This window comes from Aggregatibacter sp. 2125159857, from assembly GCF_017798005.1.
In the GTDB taxonomy this organism is placed as follows: Bacteria; Pseudomonadota; Gammaproteobacteria; order Enterobacterales; family Pasteurellaceae; genus Aggregatibacter.
Window position 1 is genome coordinate 368325 of record NZ_CP072548.1, and the last position, 16805, is coordinate 385129.

Genomic DNA, 16805 nt, shown 5'->3' on the forward strand with positions numbered 1-16805 from the left:
CAACGCTCAAGTGTTTTGGGGAGACCTGGAGCATGGAGCGAAGTAGAAGGTAACAGTTAAGAGACGAGACGAAGAAGAGAAAGTGGAGAGTCAGCTTGTTTTAGTTTGAAGAAGACAGAGAAATAAAAAGAAAGAGATAAGAGAGAAAGAGAAGAATATCATCGACCGATTTTTGGCGGCGATAATGCGGTGGACCCACCTGATTCCATACCGAACTCAGAAGTGAAACGCTGTTATGCCGATGGTAGTGTGGGATGTTCCCATGTGAGAGTAGGTCACCGCCAAGTTTATTACTTGAGTAAATTAAATGTTAGTTTATTCAAGTAATAAATTTTTTAGCAGTCATAATGCAGTAGGCCCACCTGATTCCATACCGAACTCAGAAGTGAAATGCTGTTATGCCGATGGTAGTGTGGGATGTTCCCATGTGAGAGTAGGTCACTGCTAATCCCTATTAGGAGTGGTAGTTCAGCTGGTTAGAATACCTGCCTGTCACGCAGGGGGTCGCGGGTTCGAGTCCCGTCCATTCCGCCAATTTCAGTTATCTAAAGTTACATACCAATAGGGGCGTAGTTCAATTGGTAGAGCACCGGTCTCCAAAACCGGGTGTTGGGAGTTCGAGCCTCTCCGCCCCTGCCATTGATTATACCCTCGTTATATATCCCATCAAAATATTCTATCTTTTTATAAATTCTATTTAAATTTCGCGTGAATATCTTGTTTTAGTTTAACTGTAATTGTTCAGGCAAATACTAAACAGTAAATAGTTTGACAGTTTGTTTCCCGTTTTTGAGAATGTAGAGCATTCTATATATCTTATGTGCTTTATAAAAAGATTGAGCGAGTAGTACACTCTTTTTTACATTGATGACCAATGAATATTGGTAGTGGTTGTTTATAGACCTTGTTACACTAGACATTATAACGCCTTCAAATCTTTATCTAATCATCTAGTCAACAATAAAATGTCGTCTTTAAAGAGCATTTTGTGTATTTTGTTTTGGCATAATATTATCCCTTTACCTAATGCTATTGTTTTCATAGGTTCTCCCTTAGCTTGTTGGGAAGGAAAGTTTCGTTTTGCCGATTGTGCGATGAGAAATAAAGTGCGGTCATTTTTGACGTTATTTCGTGCGAATTATTAAAAAAATAGCGCCTGATATCAGGCGCTATATGTTGTTAAGGGATGTTGTTATAGCAAGATATTGGCAAATAATAAGCCAAAACCTAAACAAAATGCCATGCTTAATAAGCCGGGTAGCATGAAACTATGGTTAAAAATGTATTTACCGATTCGTGTTGTACCGGTTGTGTCAAAGTCAATTGAAGCAATGATTGGGCCGTAGTTCGGAATAAAGAAATAACCGTTTACTGCTACAAATACGCCAATCAAGATAGCCGGTGGAATACCAAGTGCGATACCAAGCGGGAATAACGTTGCTACTGTTGCGCCTTGGCTGTTGACTAACACAGAAAGGACGAATAGTGCTAAAGCAAATGTCCAAGGTGCGGTTTCGACTAAACCTTTTACTAAACCTTTAACTTCTTCCATATGGGCTTGCATTAAGGTATCACCTAACCATGCAATACCGAAAATAGCGATTACCGCACGCATACCGGCGTGGAATACAGAACCTTTAGTAATTTCAGTGCCATCCGGTTTACAGGTTAAGATAATTAACGCACCGATAGATAGCATGATGATCTCAATGGTATGCGCCATACCCATTGGTTTGCCATCAAATACCGGACGAAGAGAAGGCATAGCCCCCATTAACACAACAAGTAACGAACCAAATAAGAAAAGGGATACGGAGATTTTGGCGGATTTACTAATTTCAAGCTCTTTACCGACAACAGTTGAATTAAAGGCTTCCGCATATTTTGGATCGTGTAAACGACGTTGATATTCCGGATCATCTTTTAATTCTTTACCCATTTTATTGACAAATAGACAAGCGCAGAAAATTCCCAGAATAGTAGAAGGAATTGTAACGATTAACACATCCCCTAAATGAATGCCTTGCGGTTCAAGATACGCGACAACTGCAACTACAGCGGCAGCAATCGGACTGGCAACAATCGCAAATTGAGAGGCGATAACCGCCATGGACATTGGACGTTCAGGACGGACGCCATTTTGACGACTCACTTCGGCAATTACCGGTAATACAGAATAGGCAACGTGGCCCGTACCGGCTAATAGCGTAAAGGTCCAAGTCACTGCAGGGGCGATAAATGTAATATGCTTTGGATTGCGACGTAAAATATTTGTCGCAATTTTGATCATGTAATCTAAACCACCTGACGCTTGCATTGCTGCTGCCGCAGAAACTACTGCCATAATCATAAACATCACGTCAATTGGCAAACCCGCCGGTTTTAAGCCGAAACCGAAAGATAAGATAGCCAGCCCCAAGCCGCCAAAGACACCCAAACCGATACCACCCACGCGCGCACCGACTAAAATACAGAGCAACACGATGGCGAACTGAAGTAAAAACATAGCAGACATACTGCCTCCTTTAAGTAAAACATAAAACTTGTATGGGGTATAAGAAATTATACTCAGCGATATTTGATAGACCTACCTTATTTAAGATAAATCAAGATGTCGTAACTCAAAAATCGATTTAATTATATAAGAATTACGTAATAGTGAGTATGTAAGAGATTTGATGTTCTGATTGATTTATGATCTAGGTCACATTTTAAATCAATAAATGATTGTTATTTGAGCAAGTTCTGCCTTGGAATAAAAACAATAATTTTTGATAAATGGCGAAAGTAAAGTTATACTCTAGCTTTCTTTTTAAACCTAATGATTGAGAAACAAATGGAAGAATTTATGCCGATGGCAACGGCGTTTGCCAAAAATCATACACTCATTGTTGTTGCTTGGGTGGCTGTGTTTATTATGGTGATTTTCAGCTTTATTAAAGCCGCCACCAGTAAAACAAAGGTGATTGATAACGCTGAAGCAATTGCCTTAATTAACAATCAAAATGCCGTGGTTATTGACTTGCGTTCTATTGATGAGTTTACCAATGGACATATTATCAATAGCCTCAACCTGTTGCCTACCGAAATTAAAAATCACAACATTGGCAAAATTGAACAACATAAAGACACACCGGTGATTTTAGTGTGTACAAATGGGGTAACCTCGACAACCTCTGCCGAGATTTTGGCAAAACAAGGCTTTAATCATGTATATACATTAAAAGATGGCCTAGCAGGCTGGCGTGCAGCAAGCTTACCTTTAGTTAGAAAATAAATAAGGACTCCAATATGACCGAAGAAAAAAAAGACGTGATGAACGAAGAGCAAGAGCCTCAAGGCGTACTTCAAATTCAACGTATCTATGTCAAAGATATTTCTTTTGAAGCGCCAAATCTTCCACATATTTTCCATCAAGAATGGAAACCGAAATTGTCGTTTGATTTATCTACCGAAACCGTAAAATTAGGCGATGATTTATATGAAGTGTGTTTAAATCTTTCCGTTGAAACCACATTGGAAGATTCCGGTGATGTAGCGTTTATTTGTGAAGTTAAACAAGCCGGTGTATTCACGATTAGTGGTTTAGATGATATGCAAATGGCGCATTGTTTAACAGCGCAATGCCCAAATATGCTATTCCCATATGCGCGCGAATTAGTCTCTAACTTAGTTAATCGTGGCACATTCCCAGCATTAAACCTTTCTCCGGTGAACTTCGATGCATTATTTGTTGAGTATTTACAACGTCAACAACAAGAGCAAGAATCCGAAGAGCAACCAAGCGTGAACTAATCTGCAAAACCCGCTTCATTAAGTGATAAAGCGGGTTTATTTTTTTCGTTACCGTCTTTTTCGCCATTCAAGGAGTTAATGATGAATACGACTTTGACCCATTCTTCAATTACTGTGTTAGGCGCCGGTTCTTTCGGTACGGCATTAGCCATTGCATTTTCACGTAATGGACATCCCACTTACCTTTGGGGGCACAATCCGCAAAAAATGCAGAAACTGAATGCTGAGCGACAAAATGCAGAATTTTTGCCGGATATTCTTTTCCCTGAGACGTTATCTCTGGAAGCCGATTTAGCGAAAGCGATTCAAGCCTCACGGGATTTATTGTTGGCGGTTCCAAGTCATTGTTTTGGTGACATTCTCTCACAAATTCGACCGCACTTACGTCCTGACAGCCGTATCATTTGGGCAACGAAAGGCTTGGAGCGGGATACGGGTCGTTTGTTAGAAGAGGTGATTAAGGAAAAATTGGGCAACCACTATCCGTTAGCCGTGCTTTCCGGGCCAACCTTTGCTAAAGAGCTGGCATCAGGGCTTCCTACAGCAATTACTTTAGCGTCGAATAACGAAGAATTTGCGTTGCAGTTTCAGGCGCGTATTCATTGCAGTAAACATTTTCGTGTGTATATTAACAACGATATGCTTGGTGTGCAGTTGGGTGGAGCGATTAAAAACGTGATTGCTATCGGTGCAGGCATTTCCGATGGCATGGGATTTGGCGCAAACGCCAGAACAGCGCTGATTACGCGTGGCATTGCCGAAATATCCCGTTTAGGCACCGCACTTGGGGCAAACCCGAATACATTTATGGGAATGTCGGGGTTAGGTGATCTTGTTTTAACCTGTACTGACAATCAATCCCGCAACCGTCGCTTTGGTATTATGTTGGGGCAGGGCTTTTCTGCTCAAACGGCAATGGATAACATCGGTCAGGTCGTGGAGGGCTTTTATAATACAAAAGAAGCGCATTTGCTTGCGCAACGGCACGGTATCGAAATGCCTATCACGGAGCAAATTTATCAAGTGCTATTTTGTGGTAAAAATGCAAAAGAAGCGGCAGTAAATTTATTAGGCAGAGAACGTAAAGAGGAATAATTCATGTCATCAACGGTTTGGCAATCTATTCGTCAGGAAGCGAAAGAGTTGGTAGAGAATGAACCTATGCTTGCCAGTTTTTTCCATTCCACCATTTTAAAACACCATAACTTAGGCAGCGCGTTAAGTTATATTTTAGCGAACAAATTAGCCAATACGATTATGCCGGCAATTGCCTTGCGTGAGATTATTGAAGAAACCTATCAGGAAAAACCAAGCATCATTGAATGTGCTGCCTGTGACATTCAAGCGGTGCGTCAGCGCGATCCGGCAGTGGAGCTTTGGTCAACACCATTGCTTTATTTAAAAGGGTTTCATGCCATTCAAAGTTATCGTATTACACACTATTTATGGCAACAAAATCGCAAAGCACTTGCGATTTACCTGCAAAATCAGATTTCTGTGGCGTTTGATGTGGATATTCACCCGGCAGCAAAAATCGGTCATGGCATTATGTTTGACCATGCCACCGGTATTGTGGTAGGGGAAACGTCCGTGATTGAAAATAACGTGTCTATTTTGCAAGGCGTTACGCTTGGCGGAACCGGTAAAGAATGTGGCGATCGCCATCCGAAAATTCATGAAGGTGTGATGATCGGTGCCGGCGCGAAGATTTTAGGCAATATCGAAGTCGGCAAATACGCTAAAATCGGTGCTAATTCAGTGGTCCTACAACCGGTTCCGGACTATGCCACCGCCGCCGGCGTACCGGCACGCATTATAGGCAAAGACAAAGATGCCAAACCGGCATTTGAGATGGACCAAAATTTTATTGATCTGGGCATGGAATTAAACATTTAGCACACACCATCAGTAAAAACATCATAAAAATTGACCGCACTTTTCTGATGATGGTTTCTGGTTTCTCTAGAAACTGTCGTGAGAAAAGTCGTAACCAGGAGAAAATGAGGTAAAAAATGACAAACGTAATTCATACCGATAAAGCACCGGCAGCCATCGGCCCTTATGTTCAAGCCGTTGATTTGGGGAATTTGGTGTTCACCTCCGGACAAATTCCGGTGAACCCGCAAACTGGCGAGATTCCGACAGATATTGCTCAACAAGCGAGACAGTCTTTAGAAAATATTAAAGCCATTTTAGAACAAGCCGGTTTAGGCGTGAAAGATATTGTGAAAACCACGGTATTTGTGAAAGATTTAAAAGATTTTGCAACAGTTAACGCAGAGTATGAAGCCTTTTTCAAGGCACATCATCATCCAAGTTTTCCGGCACGTTCTTGTGTCGAAGTCGCGCGTTTGCCGAAAGATGTTGGATTAGAAATCGAAGCGATTGCTGTTAGATCATAATTCTTTAGTGAATATGACTTCTTAAGGTCAAACCTTTGTTACACAGAGGTTTGGCCTTTTTTCTTGGTTTGTTACACCATGGCGCATTTAGGTGACGCATTGATTCTATTGTTAGGCATTATTTTAATGTAACAAAAAAGCGCTAAGTAAAAACTTAGCGCCTCTTCTGAATATGGCGGAGGAACTGGGATTCGAACCCAGGGAGGGCGTAAACCCTCGCCGGTTTTCAAGACCGGTGCCTTCAACCGCTCGACCATTCCTCCGTGTGTTGAAGTGACGTGAATAATACGGACTCTTGCTATTTAAGTCAAGCAGTTAAATAAAAGAAATCATTTAACTGCTTTATTTTCAGTCGATAGTATTATTTTACTTCCGCTTTCGTTGGCTCCGCATAAACATGGCTGATGGCCATGTGATGACCTGCCGCGCCTTTTCCGTAGAAATAATAACGCGATTTTGTCCATTCAGTGATTGGATAAGCAACGATTGGCGTATCCGAGGCTTTGGCTAATGTCGCCTCTGCTTTGGTATGCGCGACTGCAGAGAATGTTCCAATTCGTCCGTTGAACACATAAGTGCGGTCGGTTTCAGCCATGAATTTCACTTCATGTGCTGTTTTCGGCTCAACCTGTTCAGCTACTGCCGCAGTGGGTTCTGACGTCACGTTATGATTTAAACGTTCTAAAGATGCCTGAATTTTCTTCTCAACAGAATCATTTGCCGGCTGAGCAATAAATTCAGTTAATGGTTGAACGTCATTTTTAGCTTTCTCAACAATCATATCCAAGGCTGGCACAGTAAGGCTCTTCTCGGTTTCTGCACTTGATTGATTTTGTTGTTCAAGTAGCTCATCAACAGATAAGAACGCATTTTCTTTTTCTTTCGGTTGATTGACTTGCGCCATATCGATCCAGACTTTACCGCTAGCAAGCTCCGGAGACGCCACTGCAGCAAATAACGGCATAGGTGATTTTTCTTGTGGACGACGACGGCGTTGATTATTTACACGTAAATGACGTGGTAAACGACGTTGACGAGCATTATCACGACTGCGTTCAGGTTCATTTGAGACATCAGCTGCATTTGTCGAAATCACAGGCGCTTCTACATGGCGAGGCTCATTGATGTTTTCAGCAAGTGCCATATTTTCTGCTTGCGGTATTGGATTGTCTGTGGCTTCGTCATAAACACGAACTTTTTTGTGTAAATCTCGACGTTGGCGACGTTGTGTTGGTTCAGCCTTTTCTTCGTTAACCGGCGCAGAAATGCTAGATTTAACAATTTCTTCAGTGACCTCAGGTTTTCGGCTGCGCTTATTATTGCGTTCTTGATTACGGCTTCTAATCTCAGATTTATCCGCACTTTGTTCTTCAATCACGTTTTCCGTATTTTCGTTGCGAACACGACGGTTGTTACGACGATCTTGATTGCGACGATTACGGTTGTTCATGTTTCTGTTGTTTGGGCGAGCTTTTTTGTTTTTCTCTTCCGGTTTTGGCTCAGAAGCAAATAAACCTTTTAACGCAGCGAATAAACGGCTTAACAACGATGGCGCTTTGGGTTCTTTGCGCTCAATCGGTGCCGGCGCCGGCATGGTAATCGCCAATGAAACGGCCGCACTTTCCACCGCCGGGGTTTCTGCCGGTGTCGCTTCAATATTGCGGGAAACCAATGATTCCTCAGCAGCAAAGGTTTCATCTTGATCTTGATGTAATTTTGCCAAATTGTAGCTTAACTCATTCACTTCTTGGCCATCACGAACACGAAATACACTGAAGTTCGGTGTTTCCATCGCTTCGTTTGGCACCACGATGATATCGACATCATGGCGTTTTTCGATGCTATGAATGGCTTTACGTTTTTCGTTTAATAAGTAAGAAGCAATTTGTACCGGAACGATGGTGTGAACCTGTTTGGTATTTTCTTTTAATGCTTCTTCTTCCAATAAACGCAAGATAGAAAGTGAAAGTGATTCGTTATCACGGATTTTACCGGTGCCTTGGCAACGCGGGCAGACGTGATGAGAGGATTCACCTAATGACGGACTCAAACGTTGGCGTGACATTTCCAACAAACCGAAGCGAGAAATACGACTAATTTGAATACGTGCACGATCTTGGCGTACGGCATCACGGATGCGGTTTTCCACTTCACGCTGATGGCGCACCGGCGTCATATCGATAAAGTCGATCACAATTAAACCGCCCAAGTCGCGTAAACGTAATTGACGCGCAATTTCATCTGCGGCTTCAAGGTTAGTGTTTAATGCGGTTTCTTCGATATCACCGCCACGGGTAGAACGTGCGGAGTTAATATCAATGGCTGTTAAAGCTTCAGTGGCGTCAATGACAATAGAACCCCCGGAAGGTAAACGCACTTCACGTTGGAAAGCGGATTCAATTTGGGATTCGATTTGGTAATGACTGAATAGCGGTACTTCGCCTTGATATAATTTCACTCGATTAATGAAATCCGGACGCACTAATTTGATGTGTGCTTTCGCTTTTTCATAGACTTTCGGGCTATCAATCAGAATTTCGCCGATATCACGACGCAAATAGTCGCGAATCGCACGCACGATAACATCACTTTCTTGGTGAATTAAGAACGGCGCAGGGCGGCTTTCTGAGGCTTGTTTGATCGCCTCCCAATGGTGCAATAGCACTTTCAAGTCCCATTGTAATTCTTCCGGCGATTTACCTACACCGGCGGTACGCACGATTAAACCTACACCTTCAGGCACATCTAAAGAACTCAAAGCATCTTTTAACTCCAAACGCTCATCGCCCTCAATGCGGCGAGAAATGCCACCCGCACGTGGGTTGTTTGGCATGATCACCAAATAACTTCCTGCCAAGGAAACAAAGGTTGTCAACGCAGCACCTTTATTGCCGCGCTCTTCTTTGTTCACTTGAACGATAACTTCTTGTCCTTCAGAAATAATATCGCGAATATTCGGGCGACCTTGATAGACATAATCCGCCGGGAAATATTCACGTGCAATTTCTTTTAACGGTAAAAAACCGTGACGTTCTGCGCCATAATCCACAAAAGCGGCTTCTAAACTCGGTTCAACGCGAGTGATTTTCCCTTTGTAAATATTGGCTTTTTTCTGTTCGTGACCAGGACTTTCGATGTCCAAGTCAAATAAGCGTTGTCCATCGACTAACGCAACGCGCAACTCTTCTTTTTGAGTTGCGTTGATTAACATTCTTTTCATTCGTTTTCTCTTTTATCGAAAGGGTTTATGCCCTAAAAATACGTCATCAAAAATGACCGCACTTTGCTTAGTCGCCGACCTCGTGTCTGTCGCAGAATGTCCGTCTTCCCGACTGTCATCTGCTGGGTGCATTGGCAACCTTATTCACACTCATATCATCTTGATATGTGAATAAAAACAAAACCGGTTAAAAAATGGTTTGCAAGCTGTCGCTCATATTGATGGTTAAAAATCATTGCAATAACAACGTCTTATGCCGAATGCTGCATTGTATTCTATCAATGATAACCTGTTTATTTTAAAGCCTTTTTTATGACTCAAAAAGGCGCGTTATTATCGCTTGAATGGGGATTTTTAGCAAGGCGTTTCACCCTTTGTGGAAGATTCTTTGCGACATTCAAACTCGCCGTGCAATATGCTATGATGCGCGCCAATTTTTATGTAAAAGATCGTAATAAACACAAAATGAATGAAAAAATAGTTAACCCGAACGTGCAATTTCTCACGATAAGCGATGATGAAGCTGGTCAAAGATTAGATAATTTTCTCCTTGCGCGCTTAAAAGGGGTGCCTAAAAGCCTGATTTATCGCATTGTACGCAAAGGCGAAGTGCGGGTGAATAAAGGCAGAATTAAGCCGGAATATAAATTACAAGCCGAGGATGTGGTGCGAATTCCACCGGTACGTGTGGCAGAAAAAGCACAGGACACCGTTTCTCATAAACTCACCAAAGTCGCCCAATTAGAACAACACATTATTTTTGAAGACAATTATTTATTGGTGCTTAATAAGCCTTCCGGTATTGCCGTACATGGGGGCAGTGGGCTTGATTTTGGCGTGATTGAGGCATTACGTGCGCTTCGTCCGGAGGCGCGTTTCTTGGAATTGGTTCATCGTTTGGATCGCGATACTTCGGGGATTTTATTGGTAGCGAAAAAACGTTCTGCGTTGCGTCATTTACATGAACAGTTGCGTGAAAAAACGATTCAAAAAGAGTATTTAGCCCTTGTGCGTGGGCAGTGGCAATCACACTGTAAAGTGGTGCAGGCACCGTTGTTAAAAAATGAGCTGTCGAGCGGCGAGCGCATTGTGAAAGTCAGTGAGCAAGGTAAACCGTCGGAAACCCGTTTTTCTGTGGAAGAGCGTTACGAGAATGCCACGTTAGTGAAAGCTTCGCCGGTTACAGGCCGAACCCACCAAATCCGCGTGCATACGCAATATGCCGGACATCCTATTGCTTTAGATAGCAAATATGGCGACAAGGTATTCGATCAACAAATGACAGAATTTGGTTTGAATCGTTTATTCTTGCATGCTTATTCTATTCGTTTTGAACATCCGCATAGTGGTGAAACGTTGCGTTTAACGGCTCAGTTGGATGAGAAAATGAAAGGGATTTTAAAACGCTTGCGAGAGATGAAGTAAAGTGCGGTGGATTTTCCGTGCATTTTGAAAATACTGAAAAAAATGACCGCACTTTTGCCGTGTTGATCACATTTCTCAAATAAAAACAGCGAAAAAATTGACCGCACTTCCCCCTTTATCTTTAAGCGTTGTAGAATCAATCTTATCCCATCAACGTCTAGGATAGGTTATGAAACGTGTGACGCTTCTTTTGAATAGAACCTTACTGGCAAGTAGCATGGTATTGCTGACGGCGTGCCATTCCATCCTTTACCAACCCGCGAAAACCCTCAGCCAAATTGATCCGGAAAAGGGGTACCGTTTAGAAAAGACCATGCAACAAGCGCTGGAAAAAGAAAATTTAGTGATTGTCACTTTTTCCGGTGGCGGTTCACGGGCAGCGTCTTTGGGATATGGTGTACTAGAACAGTTTCAGCAGACAGCGGTACGCCCAACAGAAAAAGGCGATACGTTGTTACAAAATATTGATGTGGTGTATGGTGTTTCCGGCGGTTCGGTATTGGCGGCTTATTTTGCCTTGGAGGGGCAAAAGACGATCCCTAAATTTAAGGCATTTTTTCTCAAGAAAAATTTCCAAAAAAAAGTCATTAACGAAGTGTTTTCTTTGAGCAATGTGCCTCGGCTGACGTCGCCGCAATTCGGGCGGAGCGATTTATTGCAAGAGCAACTGAATTTGGCGTTATATCATGGGAAGACGTTTGCCGATTTGGCGCAGCAGCGTAAAGGGCCGTTTGCGGTGATTAACGCCACTGATATGACAGCAGGACAGAAAGTGTCGTTTACGCAAGACTTCTTTGATTGGCTTTGCGTGGATTTGAATGATATTGAAATTGCGCGTGCGGTGGCGGCATCCAGTGCCGTGCCATTAATTTTTTCACCAATAACACTGAATAATCATGGCGGCTTTTGCCACGCTGAAAGTAAAAAAGCGTTTCTGATGCAAACACAGCCACACAATCATTTATCGTTAAGCTATTTTGATGCTATGCAAAAGCGGTTAGCGCGTTATCAAGATAGTATAGAACAACCTTATTTGCATTTAGTGGATGGCGGTTTAACGGATAATGTAGGGTTGGTGAGTTTGCTGGACGTGTCGAATTTGCTGAGTATGCGCAAACTCTATTCAGAACTCAAAAAATCGCATTTACGCCATATCATTGTGGTGAGTGTGAATGCGCAAAATGAACGAACCCCTCTTATTGATAAATCGGCAGAGGTGCCGAGTGCAAGAGATGTGGTGAATGCCGTGATTAATGTGCCGATTGATAAGGCGACAGAATCGACCGTGCAATATTCACAAACATTTGTAAATCAATGGAATGCCTATGCTAAACGCCAAAAGGGAGCAAAAATTCACATTTATTTTGTGAATTTAAGTTTAAAAGATTTGCCGGAGGGGCAACTAAAAAAAGACGTATTAAATATTGGAACGTCCTTTTATTTGCCGGAATCTGATGTGGATAAGTTACGTGAGGCTGCCAAGATTTTGTTAATGCAATCAAAGGCCTATCATGCTGCATTAAATGCATTACAACAGTGAGACGAATGAGATGAGATCAGCAAAGTGCGGTGGATGTTGAGGGTAAATGGCACGCCCTAAAGGATTCGAACCTTTGACCCACGCCTTAGAAGGGCGTTGCTCTATCCAGCTGAGCTAAGGGCGCATTGTAAAAGGAACAGTAAAGAAGTAGAGAGAGTGGTCGGCGAGATAGGATTTGAACCTACGACCCACTGGTCCCAAACCAGTTGCGCTACCAAACTGCGCTACTCGCCGAAAAGATGTGTAGCATTATAGTTTTCTTTCTTATTCAGTCAATAAGTTTTTTTTATTTTGCCATTGAATGCCTAAATTTATTGCAATCCGGCTTACATAAAAGGAGCTTTTCTGACAAAATAGCAAACGTTTGTATTTTCTTTTTCATCGGAGACGCCAATGACCGCTCAAATTATTTCCGGAACGCAATTAGCCAGTCAAATTAAATCGAATGTTGCTCAACAAATTTCACAGTATGTCGCTCAGGGAAAACGCGCGCCGGGCTTAGCGGTGATTTTGGTGGGGGCGGATCCTGCCTCGCAAGTGTATGTGGGCAGTAAACGGAAAAGCTGTACTGAAATCGGTATCGTATCAAAATCCTATGATTTACCGGAAACCACAACGGAACAGGCGTTATTGGAACTGATTGAAGAGTTGAATCAAGATGCCGAGATTAATGGCATTTTGGTGCAGTTGCCGTTGCCGAAACACATTGATAGCACCAAAGTGATTGAGCAAATTTCCCCGGAAAAAGATGTGGACGGTTTTCATCCCTACAATGTTGGGCGGTTGTGCCAACGTATTCCCACATTGCGTGCGTGTACTCCTTACGGCGTGATGAAATTATTAGAGACCACCGGCATTTCTTTCTATGGCAAACACGCAGTCATTGTGGGCGCCTCTAATATTGTCGGTCGTCCGATGGCACTTGAATTGCTGTTAGCCGGTTGCACCGTGACCGTAACACACCGTTTCACCGAAGATTTGGCGAGTCATATTCGTCAAGCGGATATTTTAGTGGTGGCGGTGGGCAAACCGAAATTTATTAAAGGCGAATGGATTAAAGAAGGCGCGGTAGTGGTGGATGTGGGCATTAACCGCCTTGAGGGTAAACTTGTGGGCGATGTGGAATTTGATGTGGCGGCACAGCGTGCGTCCTATATTACTCCAGTGCCGGGGGGCGTGGGCCCGATGACGGTGGCGATGTTGATGCAAAACACCCTTTCCGCTTATGAAAAACAACAGGGGGAAGCAGCGTAGCATCTTCCTTAAAAAAGATATAAAAAATCCACCGCACTTTAAATCGATTTTACATCGGAAGTGCGGTGGATTTTTTCATTGTTTATTTTAGGCAGTCAACTGTACCAAAATACGACGAATCGGCTCTGCTGCACCCCATAATAATTGGTCGCCCACGCTGAACGCTGCTAAGTATTCCGGCCCCATATTGAGTTTGCGTAAACGGCCGACCGGAACGCTTAATGTGCCGGTGACTTTGGTTGGCGTTAACTCACGCAATGTGGTTTCTTTGTCGTTCGGAATCACTTTCACCCATTCGTTGTGAGAGGCTAAAATTTGCTCGATTTCCGCTAACGGAATATCGCGTTTCAATTTGATGGTGAAGGCTTGGCTGTGGCAACGTAAAGCCCCAATACGCACGCATAAACCATCAACCGGAATCGGGTTGTCGCTTAAGCCAAGAATTTTGTTGGTTTCTGCGTAGCCTTTCCATTCTTCTTTGGTTTGTCCGTTTTCCCAAAGTTTATCGATCCATGGAATCAAGCTGCCGGCCAATGGTGCGCCGAAGTTATCAATTGGGAAATCACTGTTGCGCATTTTTGCTGTTACGGCGCGTTCAATGTCTAAAATAGAAGAATGCGGTTGTGCCAATAACGCTTTGACTTCGCCATTGAGTTCGCCCATTTGCACCAACAACTCACGCATATTTTTAGCGCCTGCACCACTGGCGGCTTGGTAAGTTGCCACGGAAATCCATTCCACTAAATCCTGTTTAAATAGACCGCCTAACGCCATTAACATCAGACTCACCGTACAGTTACCGCCCACGTAGGTTTTTATGCCGTTTTTCAAGCCTTCGCTAATCACATGTTGGTTTACCGGATCTAAGACGATGATAGCGTCTTTTTCCATACGCAATGCAGAGGCGGCATCCACCCAATAGCCATCCCAGCCGGTGGCTTTTAATTTCGGATACACGTCGTTGGTGTAATCACCGCCTTGGCAAGTGACAATAATGTCTAATTTTTTCAATTCGTTAATATCAAACGCATCTTTCAACGTGCCTGCGTCTTTGCCGGCAAAAGTCGGTGCCGCTTGGCCGGCTTGAGAGGTGGTAAAGAAAACCGGATTGATGTTCGCAAAATCATTTTCTTGCTGCATACGTTCCATTAAAACGGAACCCACCATTCCGCGCCAACCGATAAAACCAACGTTTTTCATAAGTGTATCCTTTATTAGAGAAAATTTGAGGGATTAATTAATAGCAAGAGATCACGCTCAAAAGCAAGTATTTTTCCGATATTTTTTTGTTATTAAAAATAATTGAAAAATAGACCGCACTTTGTTTTTCATTTCTATCGATAATGGAACGAATGGCTCGAGTGAAAGTGGTGCCTTGTGTGTTATAATTCCGCAAAATTCATTTATTTAAGGATAACTATGCAATTTTCTAAAATGCACGGACTCGGCAATGATTTTATGGTGGTGGATGCGGTTACGCAGAACGTTTATTTTCCTGCCGACACCATTAAACGTTTAGCCGATCGTCATCGTGGCATTGGTTTTGATCAGTTGTTGGTGGTGGAGCCGCCTTATGATCCCGAATTGGATTTTCATTATCGTATTTTTAATGCGGACGGCAGTGAAGTGGCGCAATGTGGTAATGGTGCTCGTTGTTTTGCCCGTTTTGTGACGCTTAAAGGCTTAACCAACAAAAAAGATATCGCCGTCAGTACACAAAACGGCAAAATGGTGTTGACCGTTAAGGAAGACGACAACGTGCGTGTGAACATGGGCGAACCCATTTGGGAGCCGAATAAAATTCCATTTACCGCCAATAAATTCGAGAAAAATTATATTTTGCGCACGGAAATTCAAACGGTACTCTGTGGCGCGGTATCCATGGGGAATCCCCATTGTGTGGTGCAGGTGGATGATATTCACACGGCTAACGTAGCGCAGCTCGGGCCATTACTTGAAAACCATGAGCGTTTTCCTGAACGGGTGAATGCCGGTTTTATGCAGGTGGTGAACCGCAAACATATTAAATTACGCGTACATGAGCGCGGCGCGGGCGAAACCCAAGCCTGTGGCAGCGGTGCTTGTGCAGCAGTCGCTGTGGGGATTATGCAAGGCGTATTGGACAATGAAGTGCAGGTAGATTTGCCCGGAGGTAGTTTGCTGATTGAATGGCAAGGCGAAGGGCATCCGCTGTATATGACCGGTAGCGCCACCCACGTCTATGACGGTGTGATTTATCTCTAATTTTCGATCATCTGCGATGCAAAACGAACTGCAAAAATACCTGACTTACTTGCGCATTGAGCGTCAAGTGAGCCCTCATACGCTGACCAACTATCAACATCAGTTGGTGCGTGTTATCGCCATTTTGCAGGACGCCGGAATTCAACAATGGCAACAAGTCACGCCAAGTATCGTGCGCTATGTGTTGGCGCAAAGCAGTAAACAGGATGGCCTAAAAGAAAAAAGCTTGGCGTTACGCCTTTCTGCGTTGCGCCGCTTTTTGAGTTATTTGGTGTATCAAGGGCAGCTCAAGGTGAATCCGGCTGTCGGCGTTTCCGCGCCTAAGCAACCCAAACATTTACCCAAAAACATCGATACGGATCAAATTCAGCTATTACTTGCTAATGACAGTAAAGAGCCCATTGATATCCGCGATCGTGCCATGATTGAATTGTTTTACAGCTCCGGTTTGCGTTTGTCGGAATTGCAAGGATTGAACTTAAACAGCATTAATCTTCGCGTGCGTGAAGTGCGGGTGATTGGTAAAGGGAACAAAGAGCGCATTGTGCCACTGGGACGTTATGCTTCCCACGCCATTCAACAATGGCTCAAAGTGCGGTTGTTATTTAACCCCAAAGACGACGCGTTGTTTGTCAGTCAGTTGGGGAATCGCATGTCCACGCGCACGATTCAAATGCGCTTGGAACGCTGGGGCATTCGACAAGGGTTGAATAGCCATTTGAATCCGCATAGACTTCGCCATTCTTTTGCCACCCATATGTTGGAAGCCAGTTCGGATTTACGCGCGGTGCAAGAATTGCTCGGACACAGTCATTTATCGACAACGCAAATTTATACACATTTAAATTTTCAACATTTAGCAGACGTGTATGATGCGGCGCATCCGCGAGCCAAACGGAAAAAATAAGGAAAATACGATGATTTT

Annotated in this window: 13 protein-coding genes, 5 tRNA genes and 2 rRNA genes; 14 read left to right on the forward strand and 6 right to left on the reverse strand. The window is 43.3% G+C overall.

All coding sequences use genetic code 11. The annotated features are described in order from the left end of the window. Positions 1–171 precede the first annotated feature (171 nt). The 4 genes from rrf (J5X96_RS01855) to J5X96_RS01870 all read left to right on the forward strand — a co-directional run bounded on the left by rrf (J5X96_RS01855) (position 172) and on the right by J5X96_RS01870 (position 639). Positions 172–287, forward strand: a 5S ribosomal RNA gene (gene rrf, locus J5X96_RS01855). 47 nt (positions 288–334) lie between these two features. Beyond that, a 5S ribosomal RNA gene (gene rrf, locus J5X96_RS01860) occupies positions 335–450 on the forward strand. A 7-nt stretch (positions 451–457) separates the two neighbouring features. Next, positions 458–534 (forward strand) — tRNA-Asp (locus J5X96_RS01865). Positions 535–563: 29 nt separating this feature from the next. Next, positions 564–639: transfer RNA gene (locus tag J5X96_RS01870), tRNA-Trp, on the forward strand. Positions 640–1192: 553 nt separating this feature from the next. On the opposite strand, the gene J5X96_RS01875 is transcribed toward J5X96_RS01870, so the two are convergent. Beyond that, positions 1193–2515: an anaerobic C4-dicarboxylate transporter gene (locus tag J5X96_RS01875; protein WP_209364010.1), complete on the reverse strand. Its 1323-nt coding sequence runs from the start codon at positions 2513–2515 to the stop codon at positions 1193–1195. A 321-nt stretch (positions 2516–2836) separates the two neighbouring features. Between J5X96_RS01875 and J5X96_RS01880 the strand changes: the two genes are divergently transcribed. The 5 genes from J5X96_RS01880 to J5X96_RS01900 all read left to right on the forward strand — a co-directional run bounded on the left by J5X96_RS01880 (position 2837) and on the right by J5X96_RS01900 (position 6197). Next, positions 2837–3277: a rhodanese-like domain-containing protein gene (locus J5X96_RS01880; protein WP_209364743.1), complete on the forward strand. Its 441-nt coding sequence runs from the start codon at positions 2837–2839 to the stop codon at positions 3275–3277. Between the two features lie 14 nt (positions 3278–3291). Further along, on the forward strand, positions 3292–3795 hold the full coding sequence (gene secB / locus J5X96_RS01885) for a protein-export chaperone SecB (RefSeq protein WP_209364011.1): 504 nt from the start codon (positions 3292–3294) through the stop codon (positions 3793–3795). Between the two features lie 81 nt (positions 3796–3876). Then, on the forward strand, positions 3877–4890 hold the full coding sequence (gene gpsA / locus J5X96_RS01890) for an NAD(P)H-dependent glycerol-3-phosphate dehydrogenase (RefSeq protein ID WP_209364013.1): 1014 nt from the start codon (positions 3877–3879) through the stop codon (positions 4888–4890). 3 nt (positions 4891–4893) lie between these two features. Beyond that, positions 4894–5691, forward strand: coding sequence for a serine O-acetyltransferase (cysE, locus tag J5X96_RS01895; protein WP_021615572.1), 798 nt, complete (start codon positions 4894–4896; stop codon positions 5689–5691). A 116-nt stretch (positions 5692–5807) separates the two neighbouring features. After that, positions 5808–6197: a RidA family protein gene (locus J5X96_RS01900; protein WP_021615570.1), complete on the forward strand. Its 390-nt coding sequence runs from the start codon at positions 5808–5810 to the stop codon at positions 6195–6197. A gap of 173 nt (positions 6198–6370) precedes the next feature. Here the strand turns inward: J5X96_RS01900 and J5X96_RS01905 are convergent. Both J5X96_RS01905 and rne read right to left on the reverse strand, forming a co-directional pair. Beyond that, positions 6371–6460, reverse strand: a tRNA-Ser gene (locus J5X96_RS01905). A 98-nt stretch (positions 6461–6558) separates the two neighbouring features. Continuing rightward, positions 6559–9417, reverse strand: coding sequence for a ribonuclease E (gene rne, locus J5X96_RS01910; RefSeq protein WP_209364014.1), 2859 nt, complete (start codon positions 9415–9417; stop codon positions 6559–6561). A gap of 465 nt (positions 9418–9882) precedes the next feature. Here rne and rluC point away from each other — a divergent pair, with 465 nt between their 5' ends. Further along, positions 9883–10842, forward strand: a complete 960-nt coding sequence (gene rluC, locus J5X96_RS01915; protein WP_209364745.1) for a 23S rRNA pseudouridine(955/2504/2580) synthase RluC — start codon at positions 9883–9885, stop codon at positions 10840–10842. A gap of 169 nt (positions 10843–11011) precedes the next feature. After that, complete coding sequence (locus J5X96_RS01920; RefSeq protein ID WP_209364016.1) at positions 11012–12382, forward strand: patatin-like phospholipase family protein; 1371 nt, start codon at positions 11012–11014, stop codon at positions 12380–12382. A gap of 47 nt (positions 12383–12429) precedes the next feature. On the opposite strand, the gene J5X96_RS01925 is transcribed toward J5X96_RS01920, so the two are convergent. Beyond that, positions 12430–12506: transfer RNA gene (locus J5X96_RS01925), tRNA-Arg, on the reverse strand. A 33-nt stretch (positions 12507–12539) separates the two neighbouring features. Next, positions 12540–12616 (reverse strand) — tRNA-Pro (locus J5X96_RS01930). 159 nt (positions 12617–12775) lie between these two features. Between J5X96_RS01930 and folD the strand changes: the two genes are divergently transcribed. Further along, complete coding sequence (gene folD / locus J5X96_RS01935) at positions 12776–13636, forward strand: bifunctional methylenetetrahydrofolate dehydrogenase/methenyltetrahydrofolate cyclohydrolase FolD (protein WP_209364018.1); 861 nt, start codon at positions 12776–12778, stop codon at positions 13634–13636. A gap of 87 nt (positions 13637–13723) precedes the next feature. On the opposite strand, the gene asd is transcribed toward folD, so the two are convergent. Then, on the reverse strand, positions 13724–14836 hold the full coding sequence (gene asd / locus J5X96_RS01940) for an aspartate-semialdehyde dehydrogenase (protein WP_209364020.1): 1113 nt from the start codon (positions 14834–14836) through the stop codon (positions 13724–13726). 219 nt (positions 14837–15055) lie between these two features. Here asd and dapF point away from each other — a divergent pair, with 219 nt between their 5' ends. Both dapF and xerC read left to right on the forward strand, forming a co-directional pair. Next, positions 15056–15880 carry a diaminopimelate epimerase gene (dapF, locus tag J5X96_RS01945; protein WP_005715797.1) on the forward strand — a complete coding sequence of 275 codons (825 nt, stop codon included), beginning with the start codon at positions 15056–15058 and terminating at the stop codon, positions 15878–15880. A 16-nt stretch (positions 15881–15896) separates the two neighbouring features. Next, positions 15897–16787 (forward strand): tyrosine recombinase XerC, encoded by an 891-nt coding sequence (gene xerC / locus J5X96_RS01950; protein WP_209364022.1) that lies wholly within the window; start codon positions 15897–15899, stop codon positions 16785–16787. Positions 16788–16805 lie beyond the last annotated feature (18 nt).

Bases quoted from the DNA above. Each gene is read 5' to 3' on its own strand.
- gpsA (WP_209364013.1), top strand. From the start codon at position 3,877: ATGAATACGACTTTGACCCATTCTTCAATTACTGTGTTAGGCGCCGGT.
- J5X96_RS01920 (WP_209364016.1), top strand. From the start codon at position 11,012: ATGAAACGTGTGACGCTTCTTTTGAATAGAACCTTACTGGCAAGTAGC.
- xerC (WP_209364022.1), top strand. From the start codon at position 15,897: ATGCAAAACGAACTGCAAAAATACCTGACTTACTTGCGCATTGAGCGT.
- J5X96_RS01880 (WP_209364743.1), top strand. From the start codon at position 2,837: ATGGAAGAATTTATGCCGATGGCAACGGCGTTTGCCAAAAATCATACA.
- rne (WP_209364014.1), bottom strand. From the start codon at position 9,417: ATGAAAAGAATGTTAATCAACGCAACTCAAAAAGAAGAGTTGCGCGTT.
- J5X96_RS01900 (WP_021615570.1), top strand. From the start codon at position 5,808: ATGACAAACGTAATTCATACCGATAAAGCACCGGCAGCCATCGGCCCT.
- asd (WP_209364020.1), bottom strand. From the start codon at position 14,836: ATGAAAAACGTTGGTTTTATCGGTTGGCGCGGAATGGTGGGTTCCGTT.
- folD (WP_209364018.1), top strand. From the start codon at position 12,776: ATGACCGCTCAAATTATTTCCGGAACGCAATTAGCCAGTCAAATTAAA.
- J5X96_RS01875 (WP_209364010.1), bottom strand. From the start codon at position 2,515: ATGTCTGCTATGTTTTTACTTCAGTTCGCCATCGTGTTGCTCTGTATT.
- dapF (WP_005715797.1), top strand. From the start codon at position 15,056: ATGCAATTTTCTAAAATGCACGGACTCGGCAATGATTTTATGGTGGTG.
- secB (WP_209364011.1), top strand. From the start codon at position 3,292: ATGACCGAAGAAAAAAAAGACGTGATGAACGAAGAGCAAGAGCCTCAA.
- rluC (WP_209364745.1), top strand. From the start codon at position 9,883: ATGAATGAAAAAATAGTTAACCCGAACGTGCAATTTCTCACGATAAGC.
- cysE (WP_021615572.1), top strand. From the start codon at position 4,894: ATGTCATCAACGGTTTGGCAATCTATTCGTCAGGAAGCGAAAGAGTTG.